Origin of the sequence: Geodermatophilus telluris (genome assembly GCF_900102745.1) — a bacterium.
GTDB classification, from domain to species: Bacteria; Actinomycetota; Actinomycetes; order Mycobacteriales; family Geodermatophilaceae; genus Geodermatophilus; species Geodermatophilus telluris.
Window position 1 is genome coordinate 1,057,613 of the sequence record NZ_FMZF01000001.1, and the last position, 26,550, is coordinate 1,084,162.

Sequence of the window (26,550 nt, forward strand, 5' to 3'; positions counted from 1 at the left end):
ATCGTCCCCGCCGCGCCGCCGGTCCAATCCGCCGGGTCGTGGCGCCGCCCGCGCGCCGGTCCCGCGGTCACCGGGGGACGGCGGACCGTGGCACCCTCCCCGGGTGACCGCCACCACCGCTGCCGACGACGACCTCTGCCTGCGCCCGGCCACCGAGCTGGCCGCCCTCGTACGGAAGCGCGAGGTGTCGGCGCGCGAGCTGCTCGAGGCGCACCTCGCCCGCATCGAGCGGGTCGACCCGCAGGTCAACGCGATCGTCACGCTCGACGCCGAGGGCGCCCGCGCGGCCGCGGACGCCGCCGACGCGGCGCTGGCCGCGGGCGAGGAGGTCGGCCCGCTGCACGGCCTGCCCGCAGCGCACAAGGACAACCACCTCACCGGCGGCATGCGCACCACCTGGGGCTCGAAGCTGCACGCGGACAACGTGCCGCTGCACGACGAGCTGGTCGTCGAGCGGCTGCGCCGCGCGGGCGCGGTCCGGGTGGGCAAGACCAACGTGCCCGAGTTCGCGGCCGGCTCGCACACGGTCAACGAGCTCTTCGGGGCCACCCACAACCCCTGGCGGCACGGGCTGTCGGCGGGCGGGTCCAGCGGCGGCGCGGCCGCGGCGCTCGCCGCCGGGCTGGTGCCGGTCGCCGAGGGCACCGACATGGGCGGCTCGCTGCGCAACCCGGCGGCGTTCTGCAACGTCGTCGGCCTGCGGCCCACGCCCGGCCGGGTGCCGACCTGGCCGGTGGCGATGGGCTGGTCGACGCTGTCGGTGGACGGGCCGCTGGGCCGCACGGTGGCCGACGTCGCCCTGGTGCTGTCGGCGATCGCCGGACCCGACCCGCGCGCGCCGCTGTCGCTGTCCGACGACCCGGCCGGGTTCGCCGCGCCGCTCCCGGAGGAGGTGCCCGGCCTGCGGGTGGCCTGGGCGCCCGACCTCGGCGGCCTGGTGCCGGTGGACCCGGCGGTCTCCGCCGTGCTCCGCGAGGTGCTGCCGGTGGTCGAGTCGCTGGGCGGCACGGTCGAGGAGGCCTGCCCCGACCTCCGCGAGGCCGACGACGTGTTCGGCACGCTGCGCGCCTGGCTGTTCGACGCGACCTTCGGCGACCTCGTCCGCCGCTCGCCGGAGGCGGTCAAGGAGACCATCCGCTGGAACGCCGCGGCCGGTGCCGCCCTGAGCGGGTCCGACGTCGCCCGCGCGGAGCTGGCGCACACCCGGCTGCACGAGCGGGTGGTCCGCTTCTTCGACCGCTACGACGTGCTGCTGGCGCCCACCACGCAGGTGCTGCCCTTCCCCGTGGAGCTGGAGTACCCCACCGAGGTCGCCGGGGTGCCGCAGGCGGACTACCTGGGCTGGATGCGCTCCTGCACGCTGGTCTCGGCCACCGGGTGCCCCGCGCTGTCGCTGCCCGGCGGGTTCACCCCCGACGGCCTGCCCGTCGGCCTGCAGCTCGTCGCCGCACCGCGCGCGGACCGGCGGCTGCTGGAGGTCGCGCACGCGATCGAGCAGGCCACCGGCCACGGCCGCCGCCGTCCGCCCCTCTGACGCCGGCCCGCTCTGACACCGTCTACGGCTCTCTAGTCACCGCCCTAGAGAACCGCAGACGAGGTCATCGACGGCCCGAGCGGGGCGGGGGCGGGGCGACAGGGGTGCCGGAGGACTCCTCCAGCACGTCGGCGGCCGAGCCGACGATGAGCGGGTCGGGGTCGCCGACGACGTCGCAGTCCTTGTCCTCGTAGTCCAGCCGGCACAGCACGTGCCGCATGGCCTCGAGCCGGGCGCGCTTCTTGTCGTTGCTCTTGATCACCGTCCACGGCGCGTGCTGCGTGTCGGTGTGCAGGAACATCGCCTCCTTGGCCTCGGTGTAGGCGTCCCACTTGTCGAGACTGGCGAGGTCGGTGGGCGAGAGCTTCCACTGCCGCACCGGGTCGATCTGCCGGACGACGAAGCGGGTCCGCTGCTCCCCGCGGGAGACCGAGAACCACAGCTTGAACAGCCGGATGCCGCTGGCGACGAACATCCGCTCGATCTCGGGCGCGTCCTGCAGGAACTGCTGGTACTGCTCGTCGGTGCAGTAGCCCATGACCCGCTCGACGCCGGCGCGGTTGTACCAGGACCGGTCGAACAACACGATCTCGCCGGCCGCGGGCAGGTGCTGCACGTAGCGCTGGAAGTACCACTGCGTCTGCTCGCGCTCGCTGGGCTTGTCGAGCGCGACCACGCGGGCGCCGCGGGGGTTGAGGTGCTCGGTGACGCGCTTGATCGTGCCGCCCTTGCCGGCGGCGTCGCGGCCCTCGAAGACGATGACCAGCTTCTGGCCGGTGTCCTTCACCCAGCCCTGCAGCTTGAGCAGCTCGATCTGCAGCCGGCGCTTCTCGATCTCGTACTCCCGGCGCTGCATGCGCTCGGTGTAGGGGTAGCCCTCGCGCCAGGTCTCGACCAGGGCGCCGTCGGGGCCGAACAGCTGGCGGTCGTCGTCCCAGTCCTCGTCGCTGTCCTCGTCGGGCAGGGCGTTGAGCCGCCACCGCGACAGGTCGAGGACGTCCGCCTCCCGCGGAGCCCGGGTGGTGCGCGGCGGGTCGCCTGTCGCCGGGTCGGCGGTGTCGCGGTCGACGAGCGCGTCGGGCTGCACGGGGTCTCCCTCCGGACGGGTCAGGGTCCGGTGCGGCGGTACCCCGACCGGGGGCGGGCACTCGCCGAGCGCGCGGGTACCGGCACGGCGGACTCCAGCACGTGCGCGACCGCGTACTCGGCGAGGGCGGCCAGCGGGCGCGGTGCCCTGCCGGGCTCCAGGGCGGGCAGCAGGTGCACCTCGACGACGTCGCCCGCGGCCGGCCGGACGGCGACCGGGCAGACCGCGGCCTGCGCGTCGACGGCGGGCGCCAGGGCGTCGGCGCGGAAGCGGCCCGGCCCGCCGTCGGTGGTCCCGCCGGGCACGGTGACCACGGTGTCCCCGCGCCGGAGCAGGGCGGTGACCGCTGCCCGGGTGGCCCCCGACCCGTCGTCGACCAGGAGGCCGCCGCGGCGGGCCAGCACCCGGGCCAGCGGCGCCCCGGCGAGGGTGGCGTCGACCACCGGGGTGCCGGGGACGGCGGTGGCCAGCGCGAGGACATCGGTCCAGCAGCGCGCGTTCGTCACCACGAGCCGTGGGCCCCGCGGCCAGCCGGCCGCGGGGCCGACCACCCGCACGCGCAGGCCGAGCGCGGTGAGCAGCTCCGCGCAGGTGCGCACCCGCAGGCGCTGCCGCCGCCGCTCGCCGCCCCAGGAGGCGGTCGCGGCGCGGACGGCGGTGCGGGCGAGGACGGGCGTGAGGGCGGGGGTCGGGGCGTCCACGGGACCTCCTGGCGGCGGGTGCGCGGTCGTCCCCGAGCCTGGGCGGCGCGGGTGTCGCCCGGGGAACGGCCGGGCGGCGGCCGCGGGTCGGCTCCCGGAACGCCGGACGCTCCGGGGCCCGGGACCGGCGGACGGCCGGTCCCGGGCCCCGGGACGGTCGCCCGTCAGCCGAACAGCACGCCGCTCATGACGTCGTGCAGGTGCGTGTTCGGGTAGTAGCCGACCAGCTCCTCGCTGCCCGGACCGTCCGCGGTGACCACGGTGGGCACGCCGGTGTGCGCGGTCGTCGTCCAGTCCAGCGCGAAGTCGTGGGCGCCGTCGGTGCCCGCGACGGTGAACGGCCCGTCCTCACCGGACACCGTCTCGCCCTCGACCGCGGTCTCCTGCGGCAGGGTGCCGCCGGGGCCGCTCTCGTCCTCGGCGTCGACGTCCTCGATGGTGAGCCCGCCGCACTCGTGGTCGCCGGTGACGATCAGCAGGGTGTCGGGGTGCTCGGCCACGTAGGCGCGGGCGACGTCGACGGCGGCCTCGAGCGAGCGCATCGCCTCGAGCATCCGCGTGCCGTTGTTGTCGTGGCTCATCTCGTCGACGCCCTCCTCCTCGACCACGAGGAAGAAGCCGTCCTCGTCCTGGGAGAGGACGTCGAGGGCCGTGGTGGTCATGTCGGCCAGGGAGACGACCGGGTCGAACTCGTCGCCCTCGCCCTCGGGGCGCTGCTGGAACATCTCCTCGTTGGCGAACAGGCCGAGCAGCAGGCCGGAGTCGGCCGCGGCGAACTCCTCGGCGGTGCTCACGTACTGGTAGCCCTGCGCCTGGGCCTGCGCCACGAGGTCGCCCTGGGTGCTGCGGGACACCTCCGGGTCCTCCTCGTCGCCGGCGCGGGGCGGGTAGGTGCCCTCGTCACCGGCGGGCAGCCACCAGTCCTCGCCGCCGCCCAGGATGACCTCGGGCCGGCTGACCTCCAGGTACTGGCGGGCGATGTCGTCCTGCGCGGCGCGGTCGGTGCTGGTGGCGAAGAAGGCCGCCGGGGTGGCGTCGGTGACCTGCGCGGTGGTGACGATCCCGCCGGCCAGCCCCGCCTCCTCGGCCTGCTGGCCGAGGGTGGGCAGCGGCTCGCCGTCGACGTCGACGCTGATGGCGCCGTTGTACGTCTTCACGCCGGTCGCCCAGGCCGAGGCCGCCGCGGCGGAGTCGGTGACGGTGTCCTCCGGGTCGCGGGCGTCGGTGGTCTGCAGCCCGGCGACGGGGAGCTCGTCCATGGCCAGCTGCCCGTCGAAGCCCTCCTGGTCGAGCCGGGCGGCCTCCCGGTGGGCGGGGCCCATGCCGTCGCCGTTGACGAAGATGACGCTGCGCGGGTGGCCACTCCCCTGACCGCCGTCGCCGCCGGGGTCCTCCGCCCCGGCGAGGGCGCCGGTCAGCGGCAGGAGGGCGAGCGTCCCGCCCGCGACCGCCACCAGGCCCGCGGTCCGCCAGCGGCGTCCCGTCCTCGACTCGCTCATGTCCGTCCCTCCCGCCCGGGAGCCGTTCCCGGCGCGAGGTCACCGTCCGCGCAGACCGCCACCCGCAGGCGTGCGACGCGTGGACGTCCGGTGAACGGTTCCCGGGACACGCCGCGTCACCGACTCCAGGCGACGGACCGGTTCCTCACAGTCACTGCCCAGGACGCGCCCAGGAAGCAGCGCGGGTGACGTCGGATCAGGGGCGGCGCAGGCCGCGCAGCGTCCGGACGGCGACCAGCAGCTCGGGCAGCTCGTGCCGGTCCCCCGCCGCGAGGTCGGCGAGCTGGGCCGCGGCGCGGCGCTGACCGGCGTCCCAGGAGTCCGCCCAGGCCGCCACCAGCGCGGCGGCATCGGCCGGTCCCCGGCGGCCGGCGAGCACCTCCGCGGTGAGCTCGGCCTGCTCGGTGGCGAGGTCGTCGCGCAGCGAGGCGCGCGCCATCGACGGCCAGCGCCGGTCGCGGGGCAGCGCGATGACCAGCTCGCGCAGCGGCACCAGCGCCAGCCGCTCGGCCAGCTCCTGCGCCACCTGCCCGGCCAGCTCGATCGGCGCGCCGGTTCGCTCGGCGACGACGGCGAGGTCGAGCGCGGCCGGCAGCAGCGGCGCCGCGGCCACCTCCCCCGCCAGGGCCGCCGGGACGCCCGCCCGCTGCAGGTGCGCCGACCGCTCGGCGTAGGCCGCCGCCTCGTCGCCCAGCAGCCACCCGGGCAGGCCCGCCCGCACGGCCGCCACGGGTGCGGCGAACCGGTCCGTCACGCGGCCGACGGGCACCGCGGCGCCGCCGACCAGCTCCGGCAGCCGCAGCAGCCAGCGGGTGGCCCGCTCGGCCAGCCGGGTGGCCTCGGTGCGCAGCTCCACCTGCACGGGGGCCGGCACCCGGTTGTCCAGCGGCCGGACGGCGTCCCAGAGCCGGTCGACGCCGAACACCGCGCGCGCCGCCGCGTGCGCCCGCACCACGCCGACGAGGTCGACGCCGGTCTCCTCGGCCAGCCGGAACAGCCCGGTGACCCCGGCGGTGTTGACCGCCCGGTTGGTGAGCGCGGTGGCCACGATCTCCCGCCGCAGCGGGTGGGCGGCGACCGCCTCGGGGAAGCGCTCGCGCAGCGCCTGCGGGAAGTAGTCGGTCAGCAGGCCGGCGAGCGCGGGGTCGTCGGGCAGGTCGGAGGCCAGGACGGCGTCGCTGACCTCGAGCTTGGCGTAGGCCAGCAGCACGGACAGCTCCGGGCTGGTCAGCGCCTGCCCGTCGCGCCGCCGCTGGGCCAGCGCCCGCTCGTCGGGCAGCGCCTCGACGGCCCGCGCCAGCCGGCCCGAGCGCTCCAGGTGCCGGAGGAAGCGCTCGTGGGCGTCGAGCAGGCTGCGCGCGGAGCTCACCTCGGTGGCCAGCGTGGCGTTCTGCGCGTGGTTGTCGGTGAGGACCGCGGCGGCGACCTCGTCGGTCATGTCGGCCAGCAGCGCGGCGCGGCCCTCGGCGTCGAGCTCGCCGGCCTCGACCACCCCGTTCAGCGCGATCTTGATGTTCACCTCGTGGTCGGAGGTGTCCACGCCGGCGGAGTTGTCGATCGCGTCGGTGTTCACCCGGCCGCCGGCCAGCGCGTACTCCACGCGGCCGCGCTGGGTCAGCCCGAGGTTGCCGCCCTCCCCCACCACGCGCACGCGCAGCTGCCCGCCGTCGACCCGGACGGCGTCGTTGGCCTTGTCCCCGACGTCGAGGTGGCTCTCGGTCGCGGCCTTGACGTAGGTGCCGATGCCGCCGTTGAACAGCAGGTCCACCGGCGCGAGCAGCACCGCCCGGATCAGCTCGACCGGCGACAGGCTGTCGACGTCCTCGGCCAGGCCCAGCGCGGCGCGCATCGGCTCGCTGACCGGGACCGACTTCGCCGTCCGCGGCCACACGCCGCCGCCGGGGCTGATCAGCGCGGGGTCGTAGTCGGCCCACGACGAGCGCGGCAGGTCGAACAGCCGGCGGCGCTCGGCGAAGGAGGTCGCCGCGTCGGGGGTAGGGTCGACGAACACGTGGCGGTGGTCGAAGGCGGCCACCAGCCGGATGTGCTCGGACAGCAGCATCCCGTTGCCGAACACGTCGCCGGACATGTCGCCGACGCCGACGACGGTGAACTCCTGGCTCTGCACGTCGACGTCGAGCTCGCGGAAGTGCCGGGTCACCGACTCCCACGCGCCGCGGGCGGTGATGCCCATGGCCTTGTGGTCGTAGCCGACCGACCCGCCGGAGGCGAACGCGTCCCCGAGCCAGAAGCCGCGCTCGAGCGCGACGGAGTTGGCCAGGTCGGAGAAGGTCGCCGTGCCCTTGTCGGCGGCCACGACGAGGTAGGCGTCGTCGCCGTCGTGCCGGACCACCCGCTCCGGCGGCACGACCTTCCCGCCCACCAGGTCGTCGGTGAGCGACAGCAGTGCCCCGATGAAGAGCGTGTAGCAGGCCTGCCCCTCCGCCAGCACCTCCTCGCGGGAGGCGCCCTCCGGGAGCGGGGTGCGGACGACGAAGCCGCCCTTGGCGCCGGTGGGCACGATGACGGTGTTCTTCACCATCTGCGCCTTGACCAGGCCCAGCACCTCGGTGCGGAGGTCCTCGCGCCGGTCGGACCAGCGCAGGCCGCCGCGGGCGACCGCGCCGAAGCGCAGGTGCACGCCCATCACCCGCGGCGAGCTGACGAACACCTCGCGGGCCGGGCGCGGCTCGGGCAGGTCGGGGACGGCGTGCGGGTCGAGCTTGATCGCCAGGGGCGCGGGCCGGGTGGCCGCGGGGGCGAAGTAGGTGGTGCGCTGGGTGGCGGTGACGGCGGCCAGCAGGCTGGTGAGCACCCGGTCGGCGTCGAGGGAGTCCACCCGCCCGATCGCCTCCCGCAGCGAGTCGACCAGCGCCTGCTGGCGGGTGGCCCGGCCGGCCTCGCGGCCCGGGGAGAAGCGGGTCTCGAACAGCGCCACCAGGCGGGCGACCACGTCGGGGTGCGCGGCCAGCACCCCCTCGACGTAGCGCTGGCCGAACGGCAGCCCGGCCTGGCGCAGCCACTGCACGTAGGCGCGCACCACGGTCACCTGGCGCCAGTTGAGCCCCGCGAGCAGCACCAGCGCGCCGAGGCCGTCGTCCTCGGCCTCGCCGCGCCACACCGCGGCGACCGCCTCGGTGAACCGCTCGGGCAGCGAGCCCGGGAAGGGCAGGTCCCCGCCGGGCGCGGTGAGCCCGAAGTCGTAGATCCAGGCCGGCGGGGCGCCGATCCGGTCGATCTCGTAGGGCCGCTCGTCGACGACGTCGACACCCATGTGCTGCAGCACCGGCAGCACGTCGGACAGCAGCAGCCGCTCCCCCACCCGGTAGACGGTCAGCCGCGGCTCGGCGGCGCCCGCGCCGCGCGGGCGGCGCAGCCGCAGGCCGAGCTCGCCGGGCGCCAGCGCGTCGAGGCGGGCGAGGTCCTCCACGGCCGTGGCCGCCGGGAAGTCCTCCTGGTAGGCGGCCGGGAAGGCGTCGGCCACGCGCGCGAGCACCTGCTCGGCCTCGGCGCCGTGGCGCTCGGCGAGGGCCTCGGCGAGGTCGTCGGTCCAGCTGCGGGCGACGGCGGAGAGCTCCTGCTGCAGCGCCTCGACGTCCACCCCGCCCGGCGTCGGGACGCCGTCGCGGCCGACCGGCACCCGGACGACGAAGTGCAGCCGGGCCAGCACCGACTCGGTGGAGCGCGCGGTGAACTCGATGTCGCGCCCGCCCAGCCGGGACAGCAGCAGCTGCTGCATGGCCAGCCGGACCTCGGTCGTGTACCGGTCGCGCGGCAGGTAGACCAGCGCCGACCAGAACCGGCCCCACGGGTCGCGGCGCAGGAACAGCCGGGTGAGCCGGCGCTCCTGCAGGTAGAGCACCGACAGGGCGACCGGCAGCAGCTCGCCGGAGGAGGCCTGGAACAGCTCGTCGCGCGGGAGGGTCTCCAGGACGTCGACCAGGGTCTTGCCGGTGTGGCTGTCGGCCGGCACGCCGGAGCGGGCGACCACCTCGGCGACGCGGCGGCGCACCAGCGGGACGTCGCGGACCCCGGCCGCGGCCGCCGCGGTGGGGAACAGCCCGACCAGGCGGTGCTGGCGCGCCGGGCGGTCGCCGTCGGCGGGCAGGGTGACCGCCACGAGGTCCAGCCAGGCCCGGCGGTGCACGGTGGAGCGGATGTCGGCCTTGGTCACCGTGAGCAGCGCGGGGCCGAGGGCGCCGGGCGCCTCGGGCAGCGCCGGGGCGGCGTCGCTGCGCAGCACGCCCAGGCCGCTGCCGGGGACCGCGCGGACCGCCGTCCCGACCTCGACGTCGCGGCCGCCGAGGAAGACGAAGTTGCCGTCGGCCAGCCAGCGCAGCAGCGCGGCGGCCTCGGCGGGGTCGTCGGCGGGATCGGTGACGTCGGCGCTGCCGTGCTCCTCCAGGCGGGTGGCCAGCTCGAGGGCCCGGGCGGCGGTGCGCGGCGCGTCCTCGTCGACGGCGCGGACGTCGGCGAGCACGGTCCGCAGGCCGGCCACCAGGTCACCGGCGGCCTCGTCGTCCAGCGGGCCGTCGAGCACCGCGGCGATCCACGACTCGGCCAGCGCGTCGGGGCCGCACGAGCCCACGTCGGTCAGGCCGCTGTCGCAGAAGGCGCGCAGCGTGCCGGTGACGTCGCGGCGGACGACGACCACCGGGTGCACGACGTGCTGCAGGCCCACGCCCTGCCGGACGACCTCCGCGGTGACCGAGTCGACGAGGAAGGGCATGTCGTCGGTGACCACGAGCAGCAGCCCGCGGCCGTCGGTCACCCGCTCGACGGCGACGGTGGCCGACCCCTGCGGCCGGACGGCGGCCACCCGCAGGTGGCGCAGCGCCAGGCTCGCGAGGTCGGCGGGCTCGTGGCCGAGGACCTCGGCGGCCGGCTCGCTCCAGTAGTACCGCTGCAGCAGCGCGGGCAGGTCACCCGTCCCGCAGCCCGCGGGCAGGGCGCCGGCCGCGTCGCCGGCCGCGGCGCTCGCGGCCCGGGCGAGCAGGGCGCGCTTCTCGTCGTTGGCCGCCTCCAGGGCGGCCAGCTCCGGCGGCAGGTCGGAGGCGCCGTTCTCCTGGGGTGCGGGTACCGGACCGGCCTCGGACGTGCTGACCACGACAGCCCACGCTAGTGCGCCGCGTGGTGCCCGTCACCGCGACCGCTCCCCCCGGCGTGCCGCGCCTCCCGTGTCGCGCGTCAGCCCCGGTCGAGGACGGTGTCGGCCAGCCAGCCGACCACCGCGAGGACCAGCCCGCCGACGACCGCGGTGCCGAAGCCGTCGACGTCGAGCCGGTCGGACAGCGCGGCCGTCAGCCCGAGCAGCGCGGCGTTGACCACCAGGAGGAACAGCCCGAGCGTCAGCAGCACCGCCGGGAGGGACAGGAACCGCAGGATCGGCCCGACCACCGCGTTGACCACCGCGAACAGCAGCGCGACCCACAGGAAGGTGCCGGTGACGCCGAGCGGCGCGTCCTGGTTGCCGACGACGTCGATCCCCGGGAGGTACTGGGCGAGGAGGTAGAACGCCACCGCCATGACGACGACCTTGAGCGCGAACCTGATCACGCCGTCACGCTAGTGCCGGTTCCTGGGAGCACCCTGTGTCTGCGGCCGTCTAGGGCTCTCTCGCGTCCACGCGAGACAGCCGCAGACGGACCTCACGGGACCGGCGTCTGGGTGTAGAGGGCCAGCCGCCAGCGGCCGCCGACGCGGACGTAGAGGCTGGTCATCGCCCCGGTGAACGGATCGCCGTCCGCGTCCCGCCAGGCCCGGCCGGTGTAGACCAGGGCGGCGGCGCCGTCCCCGGCGGCCACGACGCGGACGTCGGTGAGCTCGTAGCGGTGCCAGGGCGGGGACTGCCCCAGGGCCGCGACCACGGTGGGCCGGTCGAGCACGCTCCCGTCGGCCAGCACCATCAGCCCGTCGTCGGCCATGACCCCGCCGTAGAAGTCGGCGCCGGTCGCCGCGCACAGGGCGTCCCAGCCGGCCCGCTCCAGGGCCAGCAGCTCCTCGGTCACCTGCTGCTCCACGGCGCCAGCCTGGGGCTCGCCGCGGCCGGGCGCGACCCCCTGCCGCACGGTCACCCGACGGGCAGGGCGTCGACGACGTGCGGCAGGGCCTCGGCGACCAGGTACAGGCCGAGGAGGGCCAGCACCCAGGCCGTGGCCTCGCCGGAGTTCCGCGACAGCCACCCCTCGAACCGGGTGAGGGCGGGGGTGAGCCGGTCGTGGAGGGCGGCGCGGACGGCCAGCAGCACGAGCGCGGGCAGCACCATGAGCAGGCAGTAGCCGGCCAGGACGGCGACGGTCGGCCCGGCCCCGACGCCCGCGGTGGCGAGCAGGGCGAGCGCCGCCAGGTAGGGGACCATCGACGCCGCCTCGACCCCCACCGCGGCGACGGCGAGGGTCACCACCGCCCCGGGTGGCCCGTCCCCGCGGGCGCGGTCGCGCCACCGGCCCAGCCGCCCGGGGCCGCGGGCGGCCCGCCGCCGCTCCCTGCTCGCGCGGCGCCGCTCCTTGCCCGCCCGCGTCCACGGCTCGACGGTCAGGCCGAGGACGAGCAGGACCGAGCCGGCGACGAGCTGGGCGACCCGGCCCGCGGGGGTGGCCAGCAGGGACCGGAGCGGGTCGAGCAGCTCGCCGGCACCGAGGGCGAGGACGACGCCGAGCAGCAGGTAGCCGCCGGCGACCGTGCCGAGGAACAGCAGCACCCGCCCGGCGCGGACCCGTCCGGGGGCGGTCATCAGCCACAGCGGCAGCACCAGGGTGCCGATGCTGGTGCTGTCGACCAGGGCCAGTCCGGCCAGGGGGAGCAGGAGCGCGAGGTCCACGGGTCCTCCGTCCACGTGGCAGCACAGGTGTGCTGCTGCGCGGAAACTAGCACAGTCGTGCTAGGAAGTCGCCGTGCCCAGGACCGTGGACGCCGAGCAGCGCCGCCGGGAGCTCGGCGAGGCCGTGTGGCGGGTGATCCGGCGCGACGGCGTCCCCGGGGCGTCGGTGCGCAACGTGGCGCGGGAGGCCGGCACGTCGATGGGGTCGCTCCGGCACTGGTTCACCACCCAGGACGACCTGCTGCGGTTCGCCATGACGCTGGTGGCCGAGCGGGCCCGGGCGCGGGTGGTCGCGGTGCTCGCCGCCTCGGACACCGTCGACGACCGCGGGCTGCGCGCGCTGGAGGAGGTGCTGCCGCTCGACGAGGAGCGCCGGGCCGAGACCGAGGTGTGGCTGGCACTGACCGCCCGCGCGCTGGTCGACCCGCGGCTCGCGGCGCTGCGGGACGCCTCCGCGGAGGACCTCCTCGCCCTGTGCGCGCTGGTGCTGCGCGAGCCCGGCGCCCTGCGGGCCGGCCTGGACCCCGGCCTGGAGGCCGAGCGGCTGTACGCCGTCCTCGACGGGCTCGCCGTCCACGCGCTGACCCGGCCGGCCGCGCTGCCGGCCGACCGCGCGCGGCAGGTGCTCGCGGCGCACCTCGAGGCTCTGCGCGACACGCGCTAGTCACCTCTACCGATCTCTACCCCCGGGCCTAGACGGGGCCATACGGTGCTCGACGTGGACCCCGTGCGGAACCCCTACGCCCCGGGCGCCGGCCAGCGCCCGCCCGAGCTGGCCGGCCGCGACGACGAGCTGTCGGCCTTCGACGTCGTCCTCGAGCGGATCGCCCGCGGCCGGCCCGAGCGCTCGCTGGTGCTCACCGGGCTGCGCGGCGTCGGCAAGACCGTGCTGCTCAACCAGCTGCGCTCGGCGGCGATCGGCCGCGGCTGGGGCACCGGGAAGATCGAGGCACGACCGGACCAGTCGCTGCGCCGGCCGGTGTCCTCGGCGCTGCACATGGCACTGCGCGAGCTGCGCCACCCCGACCAGGAGTCGATGGACGCCGTGCTCGGGGTGCTCAAGGCGTTCGCCCAGCGGCTCAGCCCGGCCGACGCGAAGCTGCGCGACCGGTGGCAGCCGGGCATCGACGTCCCCGCCGGCACCGGGCGGGCGGACTCCGGCGACATGGAGATCGACCTGGTCGAGCTGCTCAGCGACGCCGCGGGGCTGGCCGCCGACGTCGGGAAGGGCATCGCGCTGTTCGTCGACGAGATGCAGGACGTGCAGCCGGCCGACGTCTCGGCGATCTGCGCGGCCTGCCACGAGCTGTCGCAGCAGGGGGCGCCGCTGATCGTCGTCGGCGCGGGCCTCCCCCACCTGCCGGCGGTGCTGTCGGCGTCCAAGAGCTACTCCGAGCGGCTGTTCCGCTACCTGCGCATCGACCGGCTCGACCGGCCGGCCGCCGACCGGGCACTGCTGGCCCCGGCCGAGCGGGAGGAGGTCACCTTCGAGCCCGCCGCCCTCGACGCCCTCTACGACGCCGCCGACGGCTACCCCTACTTCGTGCAGGCCTACGGCAAGGTCACCTGGGACGTCGCGGCCGCCTCCCCCGTCACCGCCGCCGACGTCGCGATGGCCGCCCCGGTGGCCGAGGCCGAGCTGGCCGTCGGCTTCTTCGGCTCCCGCTACGACCGGGCCACGCCCGCCGAGCGCGAGTACATGCACGCCATGGCCGAGCTCGGCGGACCGGCGGGGACGGCGGTGGCGACGGCGGAGGTCGCGGCCACCCTGGGGCGCAAGCCGGCGTCGCTGTCCCCCGCGCGCGACTCGCTGATCAAGAAGGGGCTGGTCTACTCCGCCGAGCGCGGCCAGATCGCCTTCACCGTGCCGCACTTCGGCCGCTACCTGCTCCACCACCCCGACTGAGGCGTCCCCGCGACGACCGGGCGGCCTGGTCGCCGGGCGCCCCACCCGACCGTGCGGCGTCCCACCCGACCGTGCGGCGTCCTACCCGACCGTGGGACGTCGGGTAGGACGCGCCACGATCAGGTCACCTGATCATCGCGCACGGCCGCCGGTGGTTGGGGCGCGCAACCGGGGGAACGCAGAGAGCTGTGCCGGAGGTGCTGCAGGCGGGGCTGTGGGGGCTGTTGGGCGGGGCCGCGCTCGTGCTGGGCGCGCTCGTCGCCTGGTACGTCCGCGTGCCGCGCACCGTCATCGCCTCGGTCATGGCCTTCGGCGCCGGCGTGCTCTTCTCCGCCGTCGCGTTCGACCTGGTGGCCGAGGCGGCCGACACCGGCGGGCTGGTACCGACCGCGATCGGCTTCCTCGGCGGCGCGGCGGCCTACCTGGCGGCCAACGCGGTGCTCGCCCGGCGCGGCGCCCGGCACCGCAAGCGCTCGGGCGGTGAGGGGCCCGAGCAGCAGCCCTCCGAGGACGAGCAGGCCGGCAGCGGCGCGGCCATCGCCGTGGGGGCGCTGCTGGACGGCGTCCCCGAGTCCGTGGTGCTGGGGCTGGGCCTGCTGGGCGGCGGGTCGGTGAGCGCCCCGGTGCTGGCCGCGGTGTTCATCTCCAACGTCCCCGAGGGCCTGTCCAGCGCCGCGGGCATGAAGGCCAACGGCCGCTCGGCGCGCTACGTGTTCGGCGTCTGGGGCGCCATCGCGCTGGCCAGCGGGCTGTCGGCACTCCTCGGCTACGCCGTCCTGGGAAGCGCGCCGCCGTCGGTGGTCGCCGTCATCACCGCGGTGGCGGCCGGCGCGATCCTCACGATGGTCGCCGACACGATGATCCCGGAGGCGTTCGAGCGCACCCGCACGTGGACCGGCCTGATCACCGCCGTCGGCTTCCTCGTGGCGTTCGCGATCGAGCGGCTCGGCGCGTGAGCGGGCAGGGTGGGTCCGTGACCGAGCTGCGCGAGCCCCGGCAGATCGCCGTCCCGGTCGACGGCGGCGAGCTGTCGGCCCTGCACTGGGCGGCCGACGCCCCCGGCTCCCCCATCGCCGTGCTCGTCCACGGGATCACCGCCAACGCGATGGCCTGGGCCCGCGTCGCGGATGCCCTGGCCGGCGAGTTCGAGGTGGTCGCCCCGGACCTGCGCGGGCGCGCCGGCTCGGCGGGCCTGCCCGGCCCCTACGGCCTCGAACGGCACGTGGCCGACGTCGCCGCCGTGCTCGACCGCTTCGGTGCCGACGGCGACGCCGGCGCGGACGCCGCCGTGCTGGTGGGCCACTCCATGGGCGCCTTCGTGGCCGCGATGGCCGCGGCCGGGGCCGCCCGCGACGCCGTGCACGGGCTGGTGCTCGTCGACGGCGGCCTGGCGCTGCCCCAGCCCCCCGGCGCGGACGTCGACGCGATGCTCTCCGCCGTCCTGGGCCCGTCGCTGGACCGGCTGTCGACGACGTTCCCCGACGTGGCCGCCGTCCGGGCGTTCTGGGCCCGGCACCCCGCGGTGGGGCCGTGGGTCGACGACCCCGCCGTGGCCGCCTACCTGGCGCGCGACCTCGCTCCCGGGGGGCCGCCGCTGCGCAGCGCGTGCGTGCCCGAGGCGGTCCGCGTCGACGGCGGCGACGTGCTGCTCAACGAGCGGGTGCTGGAGGCCACCACCGACCTGCCGGTGCCCGCGACGCTGCTGTGGGCCCGCCGCGGCCTGCTCGACCAGGTCCCGGGGCTCTACGACGAGGTCCGGCTGGCCGGCCTGGGCCTGGAGCCGTCGGGGATCACCGCCCGCGAGGTGCCCGACACCAACCACTACTCCGTGCTGTGGGCCGACCAGGGCGTCGCCGCCGTCGCCGACGCGGTGCGGGCGGCGGCCGCCCGGGGCTAGGGAGAGGACCCCCTCCTCCCCACCCCTCGCAGGCTCGGGGCGGGACCCGGGAGGGGGCCACCGGTGCCAGGTACCGGCGGGACCACCTCGGGCCCGGCCTCCCGGGGCCGCTCGCCGCGCAGGGGGTGCGCCCGGACGGCGAGCACCGCGACGTCGTCCTCGACGCCCCCGCCGGTCATCTGCTCGAGCAGCTCGTCGCACAGCTGCTGCAGCGGCCGGTCCGCGGCCCCCGCCAGCAGCCCGCGCACCTGCGCCCGTCCCTCGTCGAGCGGGACGCCGCGGCGCTCGAAGAGACCGTCGGTGAACAGCAGCAGCGTGGCGCCCTCCGGGACGGCGGCCTGCCCGTCGGCGCGCGGACCGTGCCAGCCGATGCCCAGCGGCGGCCCGACCGGTGCGGTGAGGTCGCGCACCGTGCCGTCGGGCAGCAGGAGCACCGGGTCGGGGTGGCCGGCCGAGGCCCACCGCAGCCGGCGCAGCCCGGACGCCCGGTCGGCCTCGTCCTGCTCCACCCGGCACACCAGCGCGGTGGCCATCGCGGGCACGGCCAGGCCGACGAGGGCGTGGTCGACCCGGCGCAGCACCCCGGCGGGCTCCTCGAGACGGTCGAAGGCGATGCCGCGCACGAGCGTCTTGACCTGGCCCATCGCCGCGGCGGCCTCGATGTCGTGGCCCATCACGTCGCCGATGACCAGCACGGTGTCGCCGTCGGGCTGGAGGAACGCGTCGTACCAGTCGCCGCCGATGGAGACCCCGCGGGTGGCCGGCCGGTAGCGGACGGCGAGCTCGAGGTGGTCGGGCTGCACGGGCGGGGAGAGCAGGCTGTGCTGCATCCGCTCGGCCACCTGCGCGGCGGCGCTGGCCAGGCGGGCGTTGTCCAGCGCCAGCGCCGCCCGGCGGGAGGCGATCTCGGCGGTGCGCAGCTCGTCGTCGGTGTGCGGGCCGCGGCCGGGGCCGTTGACGAGCGTGAACGCGCCGAAGAGCTCCCCGCGGGCGAGCAGCGGGAAGGTGGCCACCGCGGAGGGCCGCAGCGGCGCGAGGGCGGCCCGGCTGGCCTCGTCGGCGGTCATGGCGAGCACGTCGGCGTCGGTGAGGTGCGGGATGACCACCGGGCGGCCGCTGGCCAGCGCCGTCGGCACCGGCGCGCTGGGCCGGTTGGTGCGCACCCGCAGGTCGGCGTAGCGGTGCATGACCTCGACCATGGCCGGGTCGCGGTGCGCCCGGCCGACGTCGCGGCGGCTGCCGTCGGGGTCGACCACGCTGACCAGGCACCAGTCGGCCAGCAGCGGCACGACGAGCCCGGCCAGCCGGGCGACGGCCTCGTCGACGTCGGTGGTCGCGGTCATCGCCTGGCTGATGTCACCGAGCAGCACCAGGTGCCGGGCCGCCGTCTCGGCCCGGGCGGCGGCCTCGGCGGCGCGCGCGGCCGCCTCCTCCCGGGCGACGACGGCCGCCGCGCGCTCCTCCTCCACCCGGTGCCGGAGCGTGACGTCGTCGTAGGTGACGACCAGGCCGGCGGGCGTGAGGAAGGCGTCGGCGCGGAACCACCTGCCCAGCGGGGCGAACCAGGCCTCGGTCGACCCGGACAGCCCGGTGTCGCGGACCCGGCGGTACAGCAGGTCGAAGGGGCCGCCGACGGCCTCCGGGAACGCGTCCCAGACGACCCGGCCGGCGAGCTCCGGGACCGTGCGCTCGAGCGCGGCCGCACCGGCGGGGTTGATGTAGCGGAACCGCCAGTCCCCGTCGAGCACGAACAGCGGCCGGTCCATGCCCTCGACGGCCTGCGCGAGCAGCTCGTGGGGCGGCTGGGCGGCGCCGTCCGGGGTCATGGGACCCCATGCTGCCGCACGGCCGGCGGGGCCCCGCGTCGCGGCGGGCCGACGGCACGCCGGCGGGTCATCCGGTCCGGGTCCGTCCGCATCGCGGGGCAGCGCACGGTTGGGCGCCGGGTCGGGTGGGCACCCCCTCGGGGTCCGAGAAACAGGACGGTGACGGAGAGAGGACATGGGGCGACTGACGTGGCCGCTGCGGCCGCTGCCGGACGGCCGCGGTGAGCTGTGGCGCTGGGACCTCGGCGGGATCGCCGAGCTGCCCGCCGCACGCGCCGGCCTGCGGGACCACCTCGGCTCGATCGGCTTCCCCCAGCACGAGGACCCGGCGACCGACCGCCTGGTCCTGGCCTTCGACGAGCTGGCCTCCAACGCGCTGCGGCACGGGCTGTGCCCGGTCGTGGCCACCGTGGTCGCGGGGACGGGCGGCTGGCTGCTCGACGTCAGCGACCGCGACCCCGACACCATGCCGGCGCCGGCCGTCGACCGGGACCCGTCCCAGGGGGGCCTCGGCCTCTACCTGGTGGCCCGGCTGTCGGTCGCGCACGGCTGGTACGTCGACGACGGGTGCAAGCACGTGTGGGCCTGCCTGCCCTCGGCGCTCGACGAGCACGCGGCGGCGCCCGCCTGACCGGGGCGGCCCGGACGCACCGCAGCCGCCCCGGCCGGTGGCCGGAGCGGCTGCTGGGTGGTGCGCCCGGGGCGGCGGGGACAGCTGTCCCGGCGCCGCCCCGGGGCGATGGTGACGTGCTGGAACGGCCTGCCTGCAGGGGCCCGCGCCGAGCGGAGCGAGGCGTGGGGGGCAGGGAGGCCCTTTCTCAGGGCACGACGAGGGAGAGGCGGCCCTTGCCGTAGCCGGGGACCTCGACGGCGAGGTCGAGCCGGTTGAAGGCGGCGAGCATGCCCGCGACGTCCCCGGGCAGGTCGTCGCCGGGCGCGTAGGACGCGTGCAGCTTCGAGTGCGGGGCACCGGGCACGTTGAACAGCGCCGACAGCACGTTGACGACCTCGTGCAGCGCCTCGACGAGCATCGCCGTCAGCTCGCCGTCCTCCTCGACGGCGTCCTGCACGCCGCCGGGCGGCAGCAGGGCCAGCGCGCCGGCGGTCCAGGCCGCCAGCGGCAGGTCCATGACGCACAGCGCGTTGACCGCCATCGTCGGGCTGACGTAGACGGCGACCGAGACGGGGTCCTTCTCCGTCGGCGTCACGGGAGCGCCGGGGGTGACCCCGACCGGCTTGCCGACCAGGCCGGACAGCATGTCCTTGACGGCCTTGGTGTCGGGCAGGACGACGGTCAGCGGCGCGGTCACGCCAGCACCCCGTCGAGGTGCTCGGTGAAGGTGTCGGCGGTGAACGGCTTGGCGATGAGGAACAGCGCGCCGGCGTCGGCGGCCTTCTCCCGCATCTCGGCCGAGCCCTCCGAGGTGACGAACCCGAACGGGACGGTCGAGCCCGAGCCGCGCAGCGCCTGCAGGCACTCCAGGCCGGTCATGTTCGGCATGTTCCAGTCGGACAGGACCAGGTCGGGACCCTCCGAGCGCACCTTCTCGTAGGCGTCGCGGCCGTCCTCGGCCTCGACGATGTCGTGGTCGTCGTAGCCGGCCTGCCGCAGGGTGCGGATGACGATCTGCCGCATCACGCGGCTGTCGTCGGCGACCAGGATCTTCACAGGGGCACCTCGTTCTCTCGCTCGGCGAGCACGGACTGCACGCGGACGGTGAGGGGGGAGCCGCGCCACAGGAGGGCGACGCGGACGGAGTCGGCCTCGCGGCCGGACGGCGGGGTGGTGCCGACCTCGGGCAGGCCGAGGACCGACGGGCCGGGGAGGACGGCCTTGACGTTGCCGCCGACGACGTTGGCGAGCTCGCCGAGGGCGTCGTGGACGTCCTCCTGCTCGACCACCGCGGGCGCGTGCCCGCCGAGCAGCGCCCGGGTGAGGTCGAGGGCGGTGTCGCGGCCGCAGGTGAGCACGACCGCGCCGGTCCAGGGGCCGACGATCTCGACCCAGGAGCTCAGCGCGTCGGCCGGCAGCGGGGCCGGCAGCGGGACGAGCACCTCGTCCTCGCCGACGAGGGCCAGCCAGGCCTGCTCGGCGATCTCGCACACCGTGGCCTCGTGGAGCAGGTCGGCGATGGCCGGCGGCGCGTCGGTGGCCCGCCGGCGCAGGCCGGCGTCGCTGACGTCGGTCACAGCGAGACCTCCTGCGGGAGCAGGCCGAGCAGCGCCAGCTTGTCGCGGATGGCGTCGGCGGTGAACGGCTTGATCACGTACTCGTGGGCGCCGGCGGCCAGGGCGCGCACGATCTGGCCGTGCTCGCTCTCGGAGGTGACCATCATCAGCGTCACCGGGCGCCACGCCGGGTTGGCCCGGACGGCGTTGACGAACTGCAGGCCGTCCATCACCGGCATGTTCCAGTCGATGGTGCACAGCTCCGGCACCCAGCCGCCGTGGAGGACGTCGAGCGCCTCCTGGCCGTGGCCGGCCTGCCGCGTCTCGTAGCCGAACCCCTCGAGGGTCCCGCTCACGATGCGCCTCATGGCGCGTGAGTCATCGATCACCAGTGCACGCACGGTCATGCCCCCTTCAGCGGGCGGTAGACGGAGGTGCGGCCGACGACGACCCGGCTCCAGGAGTCGTCGACGCCGAGAGTGGTCTCGGCAGCACCGAGGAACAGCCAGCCGTCGGGGCGCATGAGCTCGCGCACCCGGCGGAGGATCGCCTGCTTGGTGGGCAGGTCGAAGTAGATGAGCACGTTGCGCAGGTAGACGACGTCGAACGGGCCCATCCGCGGCAGCGGGGCGGCCAGGTTGCACTCCCGGGCGCTGACCATCCGGCGCAGCGTGGGGGAGACCTCCCACTCGCTCCCGGCCCGCTGGAAGTGGCGGACCAGCATCGGCGCCGGCAGCCCGCGGTTGACCTCGAGCTGGGTGAACCGGCCGGCCCGGGTGCGCTCGACCATCTCGCGGGAGAGGTCGGTGGCGGTGATCGCGACCCGCGAGGCGGCGTTGGGCATCGCGTCCTCGAGCAGCATCGCGATCGTGTAGGGCTCCTGCCCGCTGGAGCAGGCCGCCGACCAGATCTGCAGCCGCTCGGCCGGTCCGCGGCCGGTCTGCAGCGCCGGCAGCACGGTCGACGTCAGCGCGGTGAACGGGTCGCCGTCGCGGAACCAGGACGTCTCGTTGGTGGTGAGCGCCTCGACGATCTGCCGGGTGTCGTCCGGGCGGGGCCGGCTGCGCACCTGGTCGACGAGCTGGTCGACGTCGGTCAGGCCCATCTTGCGGGCCACCGGCAGCAGCCGGGCCTCGACCAGGTACTCCTTGCCGGGGGCGAGCACGATCGCGCTCTCCCGGTGCACCAGCTGGCGCACCCAGTCGAAGCGGGTGGCGGTGAGCGTCATCGTCGGGCTCCCGTCGCGAGGGTCGGGGGGGCGGGCTGCGGCGGGGTGACCGGGGTGGCGCGGGCGAGGTGGCGGGTGATCGCCTCGGCGACGCGGTCCAGGGGCAGCACCTCGTCGGCGAGGCCGGCCGAGGCGACGGCGCCGGGCATGCCCCAGACGACCGAGGTGGCCTGGTCCTGGACGACGACGGTGCCGCCGGCGTCGCGGACCGCGGAGGCCCCGGCGCGGCCGTCGGCGCCCATGCCGGTGAGCACCACGGCCAGCACGGCGCCGTCGTAGGCGGCCACGGCCGAGCGGAACAGCGGGTCGACGGCGGGCCGGCAGAAGTTCTCCGGCGGGCCCTGCGACAGCATCGTGGTCGCGCCGCGGCCGGTGCCGCGGACGGTGAGGTGGAAGTCGCCGGGCGCGAGGTGCACGGTGCCGGGCAGCAGCGGCGTCCCGTCGGCGGCCTCGACCACGCGCAGGGCGCACAGCCGGTCCAGGCGCTGGGCGAACTGGCGGGTGAACACCGGCGGCATGTGCTGGGTCAGCAGCACCGGCACCGGCAGGCTCGCCGGCAGGGTGGGCAGCACCTTGGCCAGCGCCTCGGGACCGCCGGTCGAGGAGCCGATCACCAGGACGGCGGGCGCCTTGTGCGGCGTGCTGCGCGGCGCCGGCGGCCGGGCGGCGACCGGGGCGGCGACCGGCCGGGGGAGGCCGGTGACCGGGCGGCCGGTGAGGGCCTTGATCTTGGGGATGAGCTGCTCGCGCACGCTCTCCATCGACTGCGCGACGCTGCCGACGTTGGCCGGCTTGGTGACGTAGTCGTTCGCGCCGGCCGACAGCGCGTCCAGCGTCGCCGAGGCACCGCGCTCGGTGAGCGTGCTGAACATGACGATCGGGACGCGGTTGCGGCCGGCGCGGATGGCGCGGACCGCCTCGATGCCGTTCATCTCCGGCATCTCGATGTCCATGGTGACCAGGTCGGGCTTGAGCGCCTCGAGCTTGCCGAGGGCCAGCTTGCCGTTGACCGCCGTGCCGACGACCTCGATGCCGGGGTCACCGGACAGCACGTCGGTCACGATCTTGCGGACGACGACGGAGTCGTCGACCACCAACACCCGGATCGGGTCCACACGTCCTCCTGCTGCTGCCGCGCGCTGCACCCCGGGGCGGGGTCGCACCTCGGGTCTCGGCACCGGGTGACGTCCTGTTGAGCGCAATCCGGTCGGCCGCGCTCCGGGTGTGCCCCGGGCGCGGCGCTGCCTGACAGGGAGGTTGTCGGCCGGGAGGCGGGCGGCCTTGACCCCGGCGGGGGAACCGTTACGGAACCTCGGGTGACCGCGGCCCCGGCGGGCACATGTCGACCCGCCCGGCCCGCGCGGGAGGGCGCGGGCCCGGCGTCAGCGGCGGGGAGCGGTGAGCCGGGTCCAGGGGGCGCGCAGGACGCCGGTGGTGTCCTCGCCGAGCAGGTCGCCCATGGTCATCGCCTGGACGACGCCGGCGAGGGCGTTCCAGCAGCCCGCGGCGCCGTCGTGCGCGGAGAAGCCGCCGTCGACGAACGCGCGGACGGCGAGCAGCTGGGCGGTGGCCAGCGTCCGGGTGCGGCCGGCGACGTGGGCGGCCCAGGAGGCCTCGTGCATCGCGGCGGCCCAGGGGCGCTGCCCGGCGCGGACGTCCTCGACGGCGGCCCGCCAGCGCTCGCGGCCCCGCGCGTCGAACGCGCCGACGACGGCGAGCACGGAGCGCAGCTCGGGCGTGGCCGGGCCGAGGTCGGCGTCCGCGCCGCGGGTGGCCGCGTCGCGGACCACACCGGTGAAGGGCAGCACCAGCTCGCGGCGGACCAGCGGCGGCAGCACGTCGGCGGCCCAGGCGCCCACCGCGGCGTCGGCGAGGACGTCGGCGGCCTGCTCGCGGGTGTCGGTGGGGACCCGCACCAGGCCGGGGTGCTCGGGACCGAGGACGTCCTCGCGCAGCAGCCGCTCCAGCGCGGCGGTGCTGCCGATGGTGCCCCGCTCCAGCTGGGCGACGAGCACGGCGGTGCGGTCCTCGCCCGTCCCGGGGGTCACCGACCGCAGCTGCGGGACGGCGGCGGCGAGCTCCCGGGCCCGCCGCGCGCGGACGGCGAGCACGGTGCGCTGCTCGCGGTCGGCGCCGTGCGTGCGGGCGGCGCGGGCGAGTGCGCCGGCCTCCCGGGGACCGGCGACGAGGCCGGTGAGCAGCACGTCGGCGACGGCGCGTCCGGCGGGCAGGCGGACCAGGTCGAACCCCAGCGTCGCGGCGCTGACCAGCGAGTACGGCACGTCTCCCCCTCCGACGGCACCGCCCGGGAAGAGGGCGGTCCGTCCATGCTGGGGGCGGTCCCGGCGCAACGCCACGCGGCCGTCACCCGATCGCCGGAGGGGCGGAGGGTGACGGCCGCGTGTCGGGCGCCGTCAGGTGGTGCTCCAGTGACGCTGGGTCACCGGAGGTCGGCTCGCAGGAGTCGTCCCGCTACGCGCCGACGGCCTTCTGCACGTCGAGGGCGAGCAGCAGCTTCCCGTCGAGCTTGTAGGCGCCGCGGATGAGCTCGCGGGCCTGCCCGTCGAGGGTGTCCGGCGGCGTCTCGAAGTCGTCGGCGTCGACGTCGACGACGTCGGCGATGGAGTCCACGAGCAGGCTCACCGCCTCCCCGTGCAGGCGGACGACGATGACGACGGCGTCGGTGCCGGCCGGCCGCGGCGGTCGGCCCAGCCGCTCGCGCAGCTCGATGGCGGTGACCACCTGGCCGCGCAGGTTGATCAGGCCGGCCACGGCCGGCGGCGCCAGCGGCACCCGGGTCAGCCCCTGGCTGCGCAGCACCTCCTGCACGTGCTCGACCTCGACGCCGTAGAGGTCGCCGTCGAGCCGGAAGGTGGCCAGCTGGCCGCTGGTGGCGCGGGCGGGGGTGTCGGTCGCGGTCGTCACGTCAGACCTCCAGCAGCGAGGACGCGGGGGTGTGGTCGGTGGCGTAGAACGCCGGGTCGGCCGCGAGGATCGCCGCGCGGACGTCGAGCAGCTCGGTGACCTTGTCGCCGAGGACGGCGGAGCCGAGCAGGCCGAGGTCGTCGATGTCGCTGCGGACGGCGGCGCCGCCGTCGACGATGTCGAGGATCTCCTCCACGACGATCGCCACGCTGCGGCCGTGGTCGCTGTAGACGATCACCTCGAGGACCTCGCGGTCGCTGGTGCCGTAGGCGCCCAGGTGCCGGTCGAGCCGGACGATCGGCAGGATCGCGCCGCGGTACTGCACGACCTCCCGGTTGCCCACCCGCTCCACGGACTCGGTGCGCACCTGCTCCAGGCGGGTGACGGTGTCCAGCGGGATGGCCACGCGCCGGCCCTCGCCGATGGCGGCCAGCAGCATCCGCTGCCGCTCGCCCTCCGCGGCGATGCTGCGGGCGGCCGCCGCCTCGCGGGACTCCTGCCGCTCGGCGGTCTCGGTCCGCAGCGCGCGGCGGGCGAGGGCCTGCACGTCGAGGATGAGGGCCACGGTGCCGTCGCCGAGGACGGTGGCGCCGGAGTAGAGGCCGATCGCCTTGAGCTGGCCGCCGACGGCCTTGACCACGATCTCCTCGGTGTTGATGACCCGGTCGACGACCAGGCCGAAGCGCCGGCCCTCGGAGCGCAGCACCGCGATGACCACGTGGCCGTCGTGCCGGTCGGAGGTCAGCCCGAGGACGTCGGTGAGCCGGACCAGCGGCAGCAGCTCGCCGCGCAGCCGGTAGACCGGCGCCCCGCCGACCTCCTCGACGGCGTTGGCGGCCTTCTCGGCGTCCAGGCTGACCAGCTCCTGCAGGCTGATCTGCGGGATGGCGTAGCGGTCGCCGGCGCACTCGACGGTCAGCGCCGGGACGATGGCCAGGGTCAGCGGGATGCGCAGCCGGCAGACGGTGCCGCGGCCGGGCTCGGACTCGACCTCGATGGTGCCGCCGATGGCCTCGATGTTGGTCTTGACGACGTCCATGCCGACGCCGCGGCCGGAGACGTTGGTGACCGCCGCGGCCGTCGAGAAGCCCGGCAGGAAGATCATCTGCAGGACGTCCTGCGGGCCCATCCGGGCCAGCTGCTCGGCGGTGACCAGGCCGCGCTCGACGGCCTTCGCGCCGAGCTTCACCGGGTCGATGCCGGCGCCGTCGTCGGCGACCTCGACCACGACCTGGCCGCTCTCGTGCCGGGCGCGCAGGGTGAGGCAGCCCTCGGCGGGCTTGCCCGCGGCGCGGCGGCGGTCGGGGGACTCGATGCCGTGGTCGACGCCGTTGCGGACCAGGTGGGTCAGCGGGTCCTTGACCGCCTCGAGCAGCGTCTTGTCGAGCTCGGTGTCCTTGCCCTCCATCTCCAGGCGCACGGTCTTGCCGCACTGGATGCCGAGGTCGCGGACGACGCGCGGCAGCTTGGACCAGATGTGGTCGATCGGCTGCATGCGCGTCTTCATGACGCCCTCCTGCAGCTCGCTGGCGATCAGGTTGAGCCGCTGCGAGGCGCGCACCAGGTCGGTGTCGGTGGAGCGGCCGACGTACTGGACGATCTGGTTGCGGGTCAGCACCAGCTCGCCGACCAGCAGCATGAGGGAGTCGAGCAGGTCGACGTCGACGCGGATGGTCGAGTCGGCGACGGCGCGGCGCTGCGCACCGCCCTGCGCCTCGGGCCGGGCCGCCCCGGTGGCGGGCGCACCGGCGGCGGCCGCCTCGCCCGGGACGTCCTCGTCGTGGCCGTCCTCGTGGGCCTCGTCGTGCGCCTCGTCGTGCGCCTCGTCGTGGGCCTCGTCGTGGGCCTCGTCGGCGACGTCCCCGTGCGCGTCGTCGGCCGACCCGGCCACGGACCCGACGGCGACCTCGGCGACGACCGTCTCGGCGGCCCGGACCACGGCCGCGGCGGCGACGGGCGCCGGCGCGGGCGTCGCCGGTGCCGGGGCGGGCACCGGGGTGTCCTCCATGGCGGCGCTGATGGCGGCCACCACGGCGGAGACGTCGACCGCGCCCTCGCCACCGGTGGTCTCGATGGCGGTCAGCAGCGAGCGCACGGTGTCGACCATGCGCAGCAGCACGCTGGTGCGCTCGGGGGTCAGGGACAGCACGCCGTCCCGCAGCCGGGAGAGCATGTTCTCCCCGACGTGGGTGACCTCCTCCAGCCGGTTGAAGGCCAGGAAGCCGCTGGTGCCCTTGATGGTGTGGATCGTGCGGAAGATGCTCGAGAGCCGCTCCCGCGAGTCCGGCTCCTGCTCCAGGGCCACCAGGTCCGTGTCGAGCTGGTCGAGGTTCTCGTGGCTCTCGACGAGGAACTCCTCGACGATGTCGTCCAGACCGTCCACCGCTGCCTTCTCTCTCGCTGTCCGGGGTGGGGCACCCCGCTGGGTCTTCGACGCCGGCCCGGTCCGTGTTGAGGCGAACCCCGGGCGGCGTCGGTCGTCGGGATCTGTCATCGGCAGTCGCGCGCCCGGAGCCGACCGTCGGCCGGCGGCCTCCTAGTAGGTGAAGCGCGCGACGCTGGTGCGCAGGTCGGCGGCCATCCGGGCGAGCTCGTCGACCGCGGTGCGGGTCTGGGTCAGCGCCTGGGTGGTGGAGTCCGCGGCGGTGGAGACCCCGGAGATGTTGTCCGCGATCTGCCCCGACCCCTGGGCGGCCTCCTGCACCGAACGGCTCATCTCGTTCGTCGTCGCCGTCTGCTCCTCCACCGCGGAGGCGATGGTGGTCTGCCGGTCGCTGATCTGGGCGACGATCTGGGAGATCTCCCCGATCGCGCCGACCGCGGCGCCGGTGTCGGCCTGGATGGCCTGCACCCGGCGGGCGATGTCCTCGGTCGCCTTGGCCGTCTCCTGCGCCAGCTCCTTGACCTCGTTGGCCACCACCGCGAAGCCCTTACCGGCCTCACCCGCTCGGGCGGCCT

At 76.1% G+C, this 26,550-nt stretch carries 24 protein-coding genes; 6 read left to right on the forward strand and 18 right to left on the reverse strand.

Features of this window, described 5'->3' with window-relative positions:
• Positions 1 to 103 precede the first annotated feature (103 nt).
• Complete coding sequence (locus BLQ97_RS05110; RefSeq protein ID WP_245691827.1) at positions 104 to 1,534, forward strand: amidase; 1,431 nt, start codon at positions 104 to 106, stop codon at positions 1,532 to 1,534.
• Positions 1,535 to 1,598: 64 nt separating this feature from the next.
• Here BLQ97_RS05110 and ppk2 read toward each other — a convergent pair whose 3' ends face one another.
• The 7 genes from ppk2 to BLQ97_RS05145 all read right to left on the reverse strand — a co-directional run bounded on the left by ppk2 (position 1,599) and on the right by BLQ97_RS05145 (position 11,641).
• Complete coding sequence (gene ppk2, locus BLQ97_RS05115) at positions 1,599 to 2,621, reverse strand: polyphosphate kinase 2 (protein WP_245691829.1); 1,023 nt, start codon at positions 2,619 to 2,621, stop codon at positions 1,599 to 1,601.
• Positions 2,622 to 2,641: 20 nt separating this feature from the next.
• On the reverse strand, positions 2,642 to 3,322 hold the full coding sequence (locus BLQ97_RS05120; protein WP_091363679.1) for a lysophospholipid acyltransferase family protein: 681 nt from the start codon (positions 3,320 to 3,322) through the stop codon (positions 2,642 to 2,644).
• Positions 3,323 to 3,486: 164 nt separating this feature from the next.
• Positions 3,487 to 4,821, reverse strand: coding sequence for an alkaline phosphatase (locus tag BLQ97_RS05125; protein WP_091363680.1), 1,335 nt, complete (start codon positions 4,819 to 4,821; stop codon positions 3,487 to 3,489).
• Positions 4,822 to 5,017: 196 nt separating this feature from the next.
• Positions 5,018 to 9,928, reverse strand: a complete 4,911-nt coding sequence (locus BLQ97_RS05130) for an NAD-glutamate dehydrogenase (protein WP_091363682.1) — start codon at positions 9,926 to 9,928, stop codon at positions 5,018 to 5,020.
• 80 nt (positions 9,929 to 10,008) lie between these two features.
• Entirely contained in the window at positions 10,009 to 10,377 is a 369-nt protein-coding gene (locus BLQ97_RS05135; protein ID WP_091363684.1) for a phage holin family protein, read from the reverse strand.
• 92 nt (positions 10,378 to 10,469) lie between these two features.
• A complete protein-coding gene (locus BLQ97_RS05140; protein WP_217637040.1) occupies positions 10,470 to 10,841 on the reverse strand; it encodes a nuclear transport factor 2 family protein in 372 nt (123 codons plus the stop codon).
• Positions 10,842 to 10,891: 50 nt separating this feature from the next.
• Positions 10,892 to 11,641 (reverse strand): GAP family protein, encoded by a 750-nt coding sequence (locus BLQ97_RS05145; protein WP_091363686.1) that lies wholly within the window; start codon positions 11,639 to 11,641, stop codon positions 10,892 to 10,894.
• 73 nt (positions 11,642 to 11,714) lie between these two features.
• On the opposite strand from BLQ97_RS05145, the gene BLQ97_RS05150 reads away from it, so the two are divergent.
• From BLQ97_RS05150 to BLQ97_RS05165, 4 genes are all read left to right on the forward strand, one after another.
• On the forward strand, positions 11,715 to 12,305 hold the full coding sequence (locus BLQ97_RS05150; protein ID WP_091363688.1) for a TetR/AcrR family transcriptional regulator: 591 nt from the start codon (positions 11,715 to 11,717) through the stop codon (positions 12,303 to 12,305).
• Between the two features lie 54 nt (positions 12,306 to 12,359).
• Entirely contained in the window at positions 12,360 to 13,547 is a 1,188-nt protein-coding gene (locus tag BLQ97_RS05155) for an ATP-binding protein (protein WP_091363692.1), read from the forward strand.
• A 188-nt stretch (positions 13,548 to 13,735) separates the two neighbouring features.
• Positions 13,736 to 14,503 carry a ZIP family metal transporter gene (locus BLQ97_RS05160; protein ID WP_091363694.1) on the forward strand — a complete coding sequence of 256 codons (768 nt, stop codon included), beginning with the start codon at positions 13,736 to 13,738 and terminating at the stop codon, positions 14,501 to 14,503.
• A gap of 17 nt (positions 14,504 to 14,520) precedes the next feature.
• A complete protein-coding gene (locus BLQ97_RS05165) occupies positions 14,521 to 15,444 on the forward strand; it encodes an alpha/beta fold hydrolase (RefSeq protein ID WP_091363696.1) in 924 nt (307 codons plus the stop codon).
• On the opposite strand, the gene BLQ97_RS05170 is transcribed toward BLQ97_RS05165, so the two are convergent.
• Complete coding sequence (locus BLQ97_RS05170; protein ID WP_175471585.1) at positions 15,441 to 17,270, reverse strand: SpoIIE family protein phosphatase; 1,830 nt, start codon at positions 17,268 to 17,270, stop codon at positions 15,441 to 15,443. The genes BLQ97_RS05165 and BLQ97_RS05170 overlap by 4 nt on opposite strands.
• A gap of 175 nt (positions 17,271 to 17,445) precedes the next feature.
• Here BLQ97_RS05170 and BLQ97_RS05175 point away from each other — a divergent pair, with 175 nt between their 5' ends.
• Positions 17,446 to 17,901, forward strand: coding sequence for an ATP-binding protein (locus tag BLQ97_RS05175; protein ID WP_091363701.1), 456 nt, complete (start codon positions 17,446 to 17,448; stop codon positions 17,899 to 17,901).
• A gap of 187 nt (positions 17,902 to 18,088) precedes the next feature.
• Here the strand turns inward: BLQ97_RS05175 and BLQ97_RS05180 are convergent, their stop codons facing one another.
• The 10 genes from BLQ97_RS05180 to BLQ97_RS05225 form a co-directional block, all read right to left on the reverse strand.
• Positions 18,089 to 18,580 (reverse strand): hypothetical protein, encoded by a 492-nt coding sequence (locus BLQ97_RS05180; RefSeq protein ID WP_091363703.1) that lies wholly within the window; start codon positions 18,578 to 18,580, stop codon positions 18,089 to 18,091.
• Entirely contained in the window at positions 18,577 to 18,939 is a 363-nt protein-coding gene (locus tag BLQ97_RS05185) for a response regulator (protein ID WP_091363706.1), read from the reverse strand. Before BLQ97_RS05185 ends, BLQ97_RS05180 begins: the two co-directional genes overlap by 4 nt.
• Complete coding sequence (locus BLQ97_RS05190) at positions 18,936 to 19,460, reverse strand: chemotaxis protein CheX (protein WP_245691830.1); 525 nt, start codon at positions 19,458 to 19,460, stop codon at positions 18,936 to 18,938. Before BLQ97_RS05190 ends, BLQ97_RS05185 begins: the two co-directional genes overlap by 4 nt.
• On the reverse strand, positions 19,457 to 19,846 hold the full coding sequence (locus tag BLQ97_RS05195) for a response regulator (protein ID WP_280139248.1): 390 nt from the start codon (positions 19,844 to 19,846) through the stop codon (positions 19,457 to 19,459). The genes BLQ97_RS05190 and BLQ97_RS05195 overlap by 4 nt, the downstream gene beginning before the upstream one ends.
• A complete protein-coding gene (locus BLQ97_RS05200; protein WP_091363708.1) occupies positions 19,843 to 20,667 on the reverse strand; it encodes a CheR family methyltransferase in 825 nt (274 codons plus the stop codon). The genes BLQ97_RS05195 and BLQ97_RS05200 overlap by 4 nt, the downstream gene beginning before the upstream one ends.
• Entirely contained in the window at positions 20,664 to 21,782 is a 1,119-nt protein-coding gene (locus BLQ97_RS05205; RefSeq protein ID WP_091363711.1) for a protein-glutamate methylesterase/protein-glutamine glutaminase, read from the reverse strand. Before BLQ97_RS05205 ends, BLQ97_RS05200 begins: the two co-directional genes overlap by 4 nt.
• A gap of 267 nt (positions 21,783 to 22,049) precedes the next feature.
• Entirely contained in the window at positions 22,050 to 22,949 is a 900-nt protein-coding gene (locus BLQ97_RS05210; RefSeq protein WP_091363714.1) for a hypothetical protein, read from the reverse strand.
• Between the two features lie 190 nt (positions 22,950 to 23,139).
• Positions 23,140 to 23,592 (reverse strand): chemotaxis protein CheW, encoded by a 453-nt coding sequence (locus BLQ97_RS05215; protein WP_175471586.1) that lies wholly within the window; start codon positions 23,590 to 23,592, stop codon positions 23,140 to 23,142.
• Between the two features lies 1 nt (position 23,593).
• Positions 23,594 to 25,975: a chemotaxis protein CheA gene (locus BLQ97_RS05220; RefSeq protein ID WP_091363716.1), complete on the reverse strand. Its 2,382-nt coding sequence runs from the start codon at positions 25,973 to 25,975 to the stop codon at positions 23,594 to 23,596.
• Positions 25,976 to 26,128: 153 nt separating this feature from the next.
• Positions 26,129 to 26,550 (reverse strand): methyl-accepting chemotaxis protein (locus tag BLQ97_RS05225; RefSeq protein WP_245691832.1); only part of this gene is annotated, 422 nt, incomplete at its 5' end.

Coding starts and splice junctions, on each gene's coding strand:
- BLQ97_RS05125 (WP_091363680.1), bottom strand. CDS start 4,821: ATGAGCGAGTCGAGGACGGGACGCCGCTGGCGGACCGCGGGCCTGGTG.
- BLQ97_RS05170 (WP_175471585.1), bottom strand. CDS start 17,270: ATGACCCCGGACGGCGCCGCCCAGCCGCCCCACGAGCTGCTCGCGCAG.
- BLQ97_RS05175 (WP_091363701.1), top strand. CDS start 17,446: ATGGGGCGACTGACGTGGCCGCTGCGGCCGCTGCCGGACGGCCGCGGT.
- BLQ97_RS05195 (WP_280139248.1), bottom strand. CDS start 19,846: ATGACCGTGCGTGCACTGGTGATCGATGACTCACGCGCCATGAGGCGC.
- BLQ97_RS05200 (WP_091363708.1), bottom strand. CDS start 20,667: ATGACGCTCACCGCCACCCGCTTCGACTGGGTGCGCCAGCTGGTGCAC.